The organism is Labrenzia sp. C1B70, assembly GCF_000475395.1.
Classification (GTDB): Bacteria; Pseudomonadota; Alphaproteobacteria; order Rhizobiales; family Stappiaceae; genus Roseibium; species Roseibium algicola.
The window spans coordinates 196,444-206,264 of record NZ_AXCE01000014.1 but is presented as its reverse complement, the minus strand read 5'-3'; the positions used below and the strand labels follow the sequence as shown (position 1 = coordinate 206,264).

Annotated in this window: 9 protein-coding genes; 6 read left to right on the top strand and 3 right to left on the bottom strand. The window is 58.1% G+C overall.

Translation table 11 applies throughout. The features are described from left to right. The 6 genes from Q666_RS52980 to dusA form a co-directional block, all read left to right on the top strand. On the top strand, nt 1-2,260 hold a 2,260-nt coding region (locus tag Q666_RS52980; protein ID WP_022999504.1), incomplete at its 5' end, for an alpha/beta fold hydrolase. After that, on the top strand, nt 2,250-3,800 hold the full coding sequence (locus Q666_RS52975) for a 4-hydroxyphenylacetate 3-hydroxylase N-terminal domain-containing protein (RefSeq protein WP_022999503.1): 1,551 nt from the start codon (nt 2,250-2,252) through the stop codon (nt 3,798-3,800). The genes Q666_RS52980 and Q666_RS52975, both read left to right, overlap by 11 nt. Nucleotides 3,801-3,824: 24 nt before the next feature. Next, nucleotides 3,825-4,034: an MbtH family protein gene (locus tag Q666_RS52970; protein ID WP_022999502.1), complete on the top strand. Its 210-nt coding sequence runs from the start codon at nt 3,825-3,827 to the stop codon at nt 4,032-4,034. Between the two features lie 46 nt (nt 4,035-4,080). Continuing rightward, nucleotides 4,081-5,721 (top strand): cyclic peptide export ABC transporter, encoded by a 1,641-nt coding sequence (locus tag Q666_RS52965; RefSeq protein WP_022999501.1) that lies wholly within the window; start codon nt 4,081-4,083, stop codon nt 5,719-5,721. 111 nt (nt 5,722-5,832) lie between these two features. Further along, nucleotides 5,833-6,534 (top strand): 4'-phosphopantetheinyl transferase superfamily protein, encoded by a 702-nt coding sequence (locus Q666_RS0133535; RefSeq protein ID WP_022999500.1) that lies wholly within the window; start codon nt 5,833-5,835, stop codon nt 6,532-6,534. 132 nt (nt 6,535-6,666) lie between these two features. Then, nucleotides 6,667-7,668: a tRNA dihydrouridine(20/20a) synthase DusA gene (gene dusA / locus Q666_RS52960; RefSeq protein WP_035908943.1), complete on the top strand. Its 1,002-nt coding sequence runs from the start codon at nt 6,667-6,669 to the stop codon at nt 7,666-7,668. A 25-nt stretch (nt 7,669-7,693) separates the two neighbouring features. Here the strand turns inward: dusA and Q666_RS52955 are convergent, their stop codons facing one another. The 3 genes from Q666_RS52955 to Q666_RS52950 form a co-directional block, all read right to left on the bottom strand. Next, nucleotides 7,694-8,407: a TIGR02281 family clan AA aspartic protease gene (locus Q666_RS52955; RefSeq protein WP_022999498.1), complete on the bottom strand. Its 714-nt coding sequence runs from the start codon at nt 8,405-8,407 to the stop codon at nt 7,694-7,696. Next, nucleotides 8,404-8,586 carry a DUF1289 domain-containing protein gene (locus Q666_RS65580; RefSeq protein ID WP_208993834.1) on the bottom strand — a complete coding sequence of 61 codons (183 nt, stop codon included), beginning with the start codon at nt 8,584-8,586 and terminating at the stop codon, nt 8,404-8,406. The genes Q666_RS52955 and Q666_RS65580 overlap by 4 nt, the downstream gene beginning before the upstream one ends. Nucleotides 8,587-8,658: 72 nt before the next feature. Further along, complete coding sequence (locus Q666_RS52950) at nt 8,659-9,813, bottom strand: alpha/beta hydrolase (RefSeq protein WP_022999497.1); 1,155 nt, start codon at nt 9,811-9,813, stop codon at nt 8,659-8,661. Nucleotides 9,814-9,821 lie beyond the last annotated feature (8 nt).

The following is a 9,821-nucleotide window of genomic DNA, read 5'->3' as shown; positions in this document are numbered from 1 at the left end:
AGCCGCCTTGACGGACGGTGCGCCGACATCGGCGCTTCTGCTGCTGGATGCCGAGGCGACCGGTGTTGAGCTGGCTGCGATGTCCGCTTCGGCCCCGACCGATGCCGACCGGAAACAACCGATTGATCCCGCGCACCCGGCCTACGTCATCTACACGTCCGGCTCGACTGGTAAGCCGAAAGGTGTCGTCGTTACACGCGAGGGACTCAAGAACCTTCTGTGTTGCCTGAGTACCGAGCTTCGCCTTCTGCCGCAGGACAAGATGCTCAGCGCGACCACGATCGGGTTCGACATTGCCGGTCTTGAGCTCTACGGCCCGCTGCTGGTTGGTGCAAGTGTAGTGCTGTTTGAAGGCAACCAGCGCGAAGCGGACCGTCTCCATGACTGGATCGAGCAGGAAAAACCAACGGTCATGCAGGCAACGCCATCACTCTGGCGGTCGCTTCTGGAGGTTGGTCCACTGCCGCGTTTGCAGGTTCTTGTGGGCGGTGAGGCTCTGGACGGCGGACTAGCGTCGCAGCTGCAAGCCGCAGGGCCGGTGACGAATGTCTATGGCCCGACCGAGACAACGATCTGGTCTGTGAGCGCACTTGTTCGCCCTGAAAGTTCGGGCATTCCGTCTATCGGGCAACCTTTGTGGAACTCGCAGGTCTACGTACTTGATGAGACCCTTCAGCCTGTCGCCGTAGGTATTTCCGGCGAACTCTACATTGGTGGGCTTGGGCTCGCACGTGGCTATCATGGGCGTTCGGACCTGACGAGCGAACGCTTTGTTGCCGATCCGTTTGCAGGCCATGGAGCGCGCATGTACCGGACCGGGGACACGGTCTATCGCAGAAGCAACGGTGAGCTTGTGTTCCTGGGACGCGGAGACAGCCAGGTCAAGATCCGAGGCCATCGTATCGAGCTTGGCGAGATCGAGGCGACTATCGCATCGATGACGAACATTGCGCAAGCGGTGGTCTTGGACCGGCCGGATGGAGCGCGAGGTTCTTCGCTCGTTGCCTATGTTGTTCCGGAAGAAGGGGCTGAACTCAAAACTGAAGAGCTTCGTTCCGTGCTCCAGCGAAACCTGCCTGACTACATGGTGCCTGGCGCTTTTATCGTACTCCCGGAATTGCCGCTGACACCAAATGGAAAGCTGAACCGTCTGGCGCTGCCGGATCCTGTCTGGAAACAGGGAGAAACAAGTCCGGCAACACTCCAGGAAACGTTGTTGTGCAATCTCTTCGCTGAACTGCTGCCCGGCGTAGTGCCGGGACCGGAAGACAGTTTCTTTGATATGGGGGGGCATTCGCTGCTCGCCGCACGCCTGAAGGCACTGATGAAGGAACGCATGGGCCTGGACGTCAGCCTTCGAGATATTTTCGAAACACCGACGGTGCGCGGTCTGCTGTCGCTCCGGCAAGGTCGCAAGACCGGTTTGCTGGAGCCGGTGCTGCAGATCCGGCGGGCAGGATGTCAGGCGCCACTATTCTGCGTTCATCCGGGCTTCGGTCTTGGTTGGACGTATGCCGGTCTTGCTTCCGTCCTGCCAGCCGATGTCCCGATCATCGCCCTTCAGGCGCGCGGCTACATCGGCAAGGCCGATTTGCCTTCAACGCTGAACCAAATGGCGGCCGATTACGTCGCAAGTGTCAACAAGGTGGCCAGCCCGGGCCCGGTTCGGTTGCTTGGCTGGTCGTTCGGAGGGCTGGCTGCCTTCGAAATGGCACGTCTTTTGGAAGAAAGCGGCAGAGACGTCGAGTTCCTGATGCTTCTGGACAGTTATCCGATGCACGAAGGAGACCCGTTGCCGGATCTTTCAGATAGTGGAGCGCGCGGTGCGTTCCTTGAAATGATCGGCTTCGATCCGCATGGACGCGTACCCGAAGACATTACCTTTGAGGATGTCCGGAGATTTCTGGAAGACAGTGCCCATCCTCTGGCAGACCTCAGCCCAGTCGACTTCAACAACATGCTGCGGATCGCCCGAAACAACGCGCTGCTCGCACATGGCTATCGGCCCAAGACGTTAAACTGTCCCCTGGTGCATTACGCTTCGAACGATACGAAGCGTATGCTGGGTGTTGAGGCCGATCCCTGGGAAAACCGGACAAACGGACAATTCGAGGCGCACGCACTCGACTGTACACACCATGAAATGACATCGCAGCAGGCCCTTTGTGAAATCGGTGAGGGGCTGAATGCTTTGATGAACCTTGGCGATCAGCCGTTCAGGCAGGCCGTTGCGGAAGGGAGACTAAAGAATGTCGGTTGATATCCTCAATCCCGTGGAACCTGAACACGCTGTACAGCGCGCGATACCGATGACCGGCGCGGAGTTCATCGACAGTCTCCAGGACCAGCGCTGTGTCTATTTCAATGGAGAGCGGGTGACCGACCTGACGGGTCATCCTGCCTTTCGCAACTCGGTACGTTCCCTGGCACGGCTTTACGATGCCCTGCATCAGGACCACGATAGCGGCACCAATGTCCTGACCGCACCTGCCGATGCCGATCCAACCGGTTACACACACCGATATTTCAAGGTGGCCAGATCGGCAGAGGACCTGCTCGGTCAACAGAAGGCGATCGCGGAATGGGCGAAGCTGAGCTACGGCTGGATGGGACGCTCACCGGACTACAAGGCAGCGATCGTCAACACGCTGGACGCCAACGCGGCCTATTATGGGCCTTTCGCAGACAACGCGCGTTGCTGGTATCATCTGGCTCAGCAGCGCACCTATTTCATGAACCATGCTGTGGCCAATCCGCCAATTGACCGGGCGAAGCCTTTCAGCGATGCAAAAGACATCCTGGTTCATGTTGTCAAGGAAACAGACGCGGGGCTTTATCTTTCAGGTGCAAAGGTCGTCGCGACTTCGGCAGCACTGACCCACTACAACTTTCTCAGCCACCACGCGGTCTCGGAAACCAACGAACCGCCTACGGCTTTCATGTTCTTTCTCGACATGTCGACGCCGGGCATCAAGCTGATCTGCCGGAATTCCTACGAATATGCGGCGAGCCAATCCTCGACGCCGTTCGACAGCCCGCTGTCTTCCCGCTTCGACGAAAACGACGCCATTCTCGTTCTCGACAACGTTTTCGTGCCCTGGGAGAACGTGCTGGTTTATGGGCCTGCACACAAGCCGATCGACTTCCTGATGGACACGGGCTACCTGCAAGGCACCTGTTTCCACGGATGCACCCGGTTTGCGGTGAAGCTGGACTTTCTCGCCGGTCTGCTAACCAGGGCTTTGCACATCACCAGCGGTGACGAGTTTCGCGGAAATCAGGTTCTGCAAGGGGAGGTGATCGCCCTGCGTCACCTGTTCTGGTCGTTGTCGGATGCAATGGCCCGGACACCAGAAACCTTTGCAGACGGCGCTTTCCTGCCGGGACTATCGGCCGCGCAGGCCTATCGCGCGCTTGCGCCCGATGCCTACGGTCGTGTGAAGGAGATTGTCCAGAAGATCGTCGCGTCCGCGCTGATCTATCTGCCGTCTTCCGCAAAGGATTTCCAGAACCCTGAAATCGACGGTTATCTGGAACGGTACGTGCGCGGCTCCAACGGCGTTGGCTACAAGGACCGTATCAAGCTGATGAAGCTGCTGTGGGATGCCACGGGCTCGGAATTTGCAGGGCGTCACGAGCTTTACGAGCGCAATTATGCCGGCAATCATGAAGAGGTGAAACTTCAGCTTCCTGCAATCGCACGGCGCGACGGTTCAATGGACCAGATGCTGTCGCTTGTTGACCAGTGCCTTGATGATTATGATGAATTCGGCTGGTGCAACACGGCGTGGAAAGACTGACGCGCAAGGTTGGGAGAGACGGCGATGACAAATCCATTCGACGATCCGGACGGCATTTTCCATGTGCTGGTGAATGACGAGGAACAGCATTCTCTCTGGCCCGAATTCGTGCCGATCCCCGATGGCTGGCGGTCGGTCTTCGGCCCCGGCAAGCGGCAGGACTGCGTGGACTACGTCAACGCCAACTGGACCGACATCCGCCCGAAAAGCCTTCGGGATGCTGCCCTGAACTGACATATTTCTCAAACGGTGATGATCCACCTGGAGCGCCTGGTCTTCGATGAATTTCTTTCGTCTCTTGTATCGTGAAGCGGGCGACAGCAAACGCACCTTCCTGCTGCTTTCCCTGGTGCCCGGGCTGGTCATGGGGTTGATCATTGCCGTCATCAACGCGGTGACGAACTATCAGCAGAATACCGGTCTGCAGTGGCAGTATCTCGGTCTCTTCGTGCTTGGCTGCGCGACGGTTCTTTTCACGATGAATCGCGCCCTCAACATGGCAACCGCAATCATCGCCGATTATCTGTGTCGTTTGCGGATCCGGGTGACCGCGCAAGTCCGCAGTCTGAACCTCGCAACCGTAGAAGAAATCGGCCTGACGCGTATCAGGGCAGCAGTTGGTCGTGACCATCAGACAATCGAGGAAACAGCGCCTGCGCTTGTCGGTCTGATCTATTTCGTCATGCAGTTGGTCATGTCGGCGCTCTACATCTGCTATCTCTCGCCGCTTGCCTTTATCGTCACCCTGGCGTTTCTGGCCGGCGCCATCTTCTTCTATCGCAAGAGCTACCGCGATGCGGAGGAACTGATGCGCCAGGCAAGCCTGAGCGAACAGGCCTTTCACAACAGCTTCGAGAATATTCTCAGCGGCTTCAAGGAAGTGAAACTGAACGCGCAGCGCAGCGACGATCTCTTCCACAACTACATCATTCCGCGGTCGGAGCAGGTCGAGGATCTACGGGTGGAATCCGGCCGCTCCTTCAACTATGGCCAGTCTGTCAGTGATGTCTTCTTCTACACGCTTATGGGAACGCTGGTCTTTGCCATACCGTTTTATGTGTCGGATCTCTCGATCCCGGGCAAGATTGTCACGGTGATCGTCTTTGCCAGCGGCGCGATCACCTCGATCATCCGCATGTTGCCGGTGGTTTCGCGCGCCAATCTGGCGGTCTCCAATATCGAGGAATTGAGAGAGCTTCTGGAAAAACACAGCGAAGCCTCGGAAGAGCGCAGCGAAGTGCGGCAGGCAAGGCTTTCCAAGGGCATATCCCTGAAGAAGATTGCCTACACCTACCATAGTGAAGATGGCGATCGCCCGTTTTCGATCGGGCCGTGTGATCTGGAAATTGCATCGGGCGAAATGGTCTTCATCGTTGGTGGCAACGGCAGCGGCAAGTCGACCCTCGCGAAGATCCTGACCGGTCTCTATGAGTCGGATGGCGGTCATCTGTCGTGGGACGACAAGGTCGTCAAACCTGAAAACATCGACCGTTATCGCAGCCTGTTTTCGGTCATCTTCTCCGATTTCCACCTCTTCGACCGGCTATATGGTGTGGATCTGTCGGACGAGCAGAAGCTTTATGACCTGCTGGAAGACATGAAACTGGACGACAAGGTTCACTACCGGAACAACCGGTTCAGCACGACGAACCTGTCCACCGGCCAGAGAAAGCGGCTCGCCATGGTCGTTGCCCTGCTGGAAGACAGGGATGTCTACCTCTTTGACGAATGGGCCGCCGATCAGGATCCGGAGTATCGGCGCTGGTTCTATACCGATTTCCTGATGAAACTGAAGAAAGAGGGCCGCACAGTCATCGCGATCACGCATGACGACCGGTACTTCGATGTTGCAGACAAGATCGTCTGGATGGAAGAGGGCAGGATCAGCAAAGTATCCAGTCCGGCTGATGCCATTGTGTGAAACCGTCGGCAGAGTTCTTCACGGTGGAGCCTGGCCAGTGTCCAGGTCACTTCTCAACAGGGTGAAACAGTCTGCCCTCCGATTACCATCTCCAGAGTTCCGGGAGTAAACTTGCCAGGCACCAAGGCGATCATTCTGGAGACGACCGGCTGCAGCTTCGAGGATCTCGAAGCTGCGCTGGAAATTCTCTCGGAGGACGAACTTCAGCGGTTTCACGCGTTTCATTTCGATCAGGACCGGAAGGACTACGCGCTTGCACATGCGTTACTGCGGAAAACCCTGAGTGATTTGGAACCCAGTACGGCACCGCGCGACTGGCAGTTCGCGCCAATGGCTACGGGAAAGCCGGCAGTCGCCGGACGGTCAGACCTTGACTTCAGCCTGACGCATACACGTTGCCTGGTTGCCTGCGCCGTGACGAGAGAGGGCGTGATCGGCATTGATGCGGAAACGGATCAGCGCGCGGTCGAAGTAGACATGTTGATGCGCGACGTCTGTTCACCGGGAGAAAGACAAGAGCTGGCGAAGGTTGAAGGAGCTGACAAAACCTCCAGATTTCTGGATTTCTGGACCCTGAAAGAGGCGTATCTGAAAGCTGTCGGCCTGGGCATTTCAGCCGATCTGACCACCGTCAGCTTTACCTTGGCTGACGATCGGGACATCGCAATTTCCGCGCCGCCCGACCTCCGCCGTCCGGCCAGTTCCTTCCTGATCAGCCGGCGCCCAGGGCACTGGCGTGTCGCGCTGGCGGTCTTTGGCGGAATAGACGCTAAGGACGTTGAAATCACCCTTTGTGAAATGCGGAGCTTTTGAAAAGCCCCGAAATTTGTTATTTCGCGTCTACTAAAGTCGATCGACATGAGAACATGCTTGGATAACGCACCTCACTGCGTGTCCAGCCTGGACGGTGGACGTCCGGAACCAGTTCCTTGCAGTTGAAGAAAAATGCAAAAGTATCAAGAGCATAAGTTTTCCATCGCCCCCATGATGGAATGGACGGATCGCCACTGCCGCGCGTTTCACCGGCAACTGACGCGGCATGCGCTGCTCTATACGGAGATGGTGACGACTGGTGCGGTGATCCATGGCGACCGGCAGCATCTCCTAGGCTTTTCCGATATTGAGCACCCGGTTGCCTGTCAGTTGGGCGGATCTGATCCGAAGGACATGGCAGAAGCCGCGCGGATTGTTGCCGATTTTGGCTATGACGAGGTCAATATCAACGTGGGTTGCCCGTCCGACCGGGTACAGTCCGGCCGCTTCGGCGCGTGCCTGATGGAAGAACCCGCCTTGGTAGCGTCATGTGTCGAAGCCATGAAGGCTGCCGTCGATATTCCCGTAACCGTGAAATGCCGGATCGGTGTCGACGAACAGGACACTGAAGCGGCGCTTGACGCCATGGCGGATGCCGTTTTTGCTGCGGGTGCAGATGCCTTGTGGGTACACGCGCGCAAGGCGTGGCTCAAGGGACTCAGCCCAAAGGAAAACAGGGACATTCCGCCGCTCGACTATGAGCGGGTTCTGCGCCTGAAGCAGCGTCTGCCGGACAGGTTCATCGGCCTCAACGGTGGCTTGCAGACGCTGGACCAGGCGGAACCATTCCTGGAGACCCTGGATGGCCTGATGTTTGGCCGTGCTGCCTATCACACTCCGCAGATCATGGGAGAGGTCGACCGGCGGCTCTATGGCGCCAGCGGACCGGACGTCTCGCCATGGGATGCAGTGAAGGCGCATATGGCTTATCTGGAAGATCAATTGGGCAAGGGCGTAAAGCTGGCACATATGACGCGGCACATGCTGGGCCTGTTCCACGGGCGTCCGGGGGCGAGGTCCTGGCGGCGCATTCTGACAGTGGAGGCGATCAAGCCCGGTGCTGGTCTGGAAGTGGTCGAAAAGGCGCTTACAGCGGTCAGTCCTGCAGGAGCCGAACTGGCGGCAGCCGAATAGGACTATCGCGCGGTTCCCGATCCGCTCAAGGCGTCATGATCAGCTTGTCGCCTTCGATGCGCCAACTGCGCAGATGATCAAGTGCGGTCATGCCGAAAAGGCTGGAATCGAGCGTCCCCTGACGCCCGACGAAACCGCGGATGTTGCGCAGTGTGTGATCGCCGATCGTGATCGTGTCGATCTTTACCGGCGCGACCAGTGCACGGCCGTTGGCGGTGAAAACCGGTACTGAAAATGTCAGGTCTTGTGGCCGGTAGCCGGCACGCAGCGCGTCTTCATAGGTCAGGACAACGGCACTGGCGCCTGTATCAAGCAGAAACTCCGCACGGGCACCGTTGATGCGTCCATCCAGCACAAAATGCCCGCCAGCATCGCGGACAATCAGAATGGTGCCGTCGGGCTGGGTCACGGCAAGTCCGGGTGCCAGTGCCCCAAGAACGCGGTAACCCGCCTGAACCAGTTCCGCCTTGTAGACATAGCCGACAACGAGCAGCGCACAGAACCCACCCCAGAAAACCGTGCCATGCAGGATTTCGCGGGCTTTCGGCTGGCCGAACAGGAAACTGGCCAGAAAAACGAAGGCGAGTGCGGAAAGGGCAACAACCCGGGGGCCAGTGTCATCGAAGTTGACATTCGCCGGGTCGGTCGGGTCACCAAAAAACGCATAGAAAGCGGCAACGGCCATGACCAGCACCAGAATGACAACCATCAGGCCGCGGTAGTTTCTGGGATTGTTCATCCGCGCACTCCGGGCTCAGTGGTCGGCTGAGGCCGGTTCGCCAATTCTGCGAGGATCTGGTTGCGTTTGGCCTCACTGTAACTCGCCCAGGACGCGATTTCGTCAAGAGTGCGCAGGCAGCCTGTGCAAAGGCCTGATTTGGCGTCGATCTGGCAGATGTTGATACAAGGTGACTTCATAAAGCGCATATGGCCGCAGATTGTGGCGTTGCCAAGACTGTATTGGGCGGAAAACAGCGAAAAATGACCGGATCAATAGCCGCCTGACGCATAGGTGAACGGCGCGGTGATGACCTTGATCGGCAAGGTAACTGCTGCCTGTGCCGTCGTGCCCACAAAGGACCCCAGGTCATCGCCAAGATTCGCGCCACGGTTGTGGTCGGCACCGGACCCGAGTGCGGAGCTGCCGAGTGCCTTGCGCAAGTCAGGCTGCAGCTGTGCGAGCTGCGCAAATTTCGAATGGTTCGTGCTGTCCAGCGATTCAAGCTCGGTCACATCGATAACGACCGCACCGAGTTCCGCCAGTTCCTGATCGTTGGAAAAAGCCCCGACTCGTTCCTTGCCGCCTGCAATGGTGCGCGAGATGCGCAGGGCCTTGTCATCACGCGAAACGATAACGGTAAAGGGCCGGGGCATCGGGCCAATCCGCTTGAGCTGGGACTTGAAGAGGTCGATATCGATGTCGGGTGCCGCCAGAACGATGTCGTTGACATGCTTTGCGACAAGCCGGCGGTTTTCCGGTCGTGCCTGTACCGCGGTTTCCATCAACAGCCAATTGCCCATGGAGTGGGCGAGAATGGTGATGTTGTCGGCATTGGTCTTGGCAAGTTCCACAAGCGTTTCTTCAAGGGCTCCGCGAGCAATCGCGGCGCTGTTGAGGTCGTAGACGTAATCCTGAAGCTTGCCGCGTGAGGCCCAGGTAAACAGAACTGGTACCCCCTGGAACTGACTGTCGTTGACAATCTGCGCGAACCGGTAAAGCCCTTCCGGAAAGCGCGTATTGTAGCCGTGAATGAACAGCATGATGTCACGTTCACCGCGCGGCAAACTGGCAAGCCTGGCGTTGACGGAACGCCGGAAGGCGGCCTTGTCGGCAATGTAGTCGGCCTTGCGCGCAACAAAATCGGTCTTGGGGTTTCCCGGCAGACTTTCGGGCCACTCGATCTGGCCCGGTTTGTGAGACGGCGGTACCGAAATCGAGGCTTCCGCGTAATTGACCGCGGCTGAACGCTCACCGCTGAAATAGGTGTCGGGGCGGTCGTCCCGCTGGCGGGTGGTGACGATCAGGATATCATTCACCCTGGCTCCTGCGACCGGGTCTTCGTTGAGCGCGAGCGCTCCGACTTCCGGCCTTCCGGAACAGGCGGACAAGATGGCAAAAACGATCAACAGGGTTGCTGCACGCAAACCTGTTG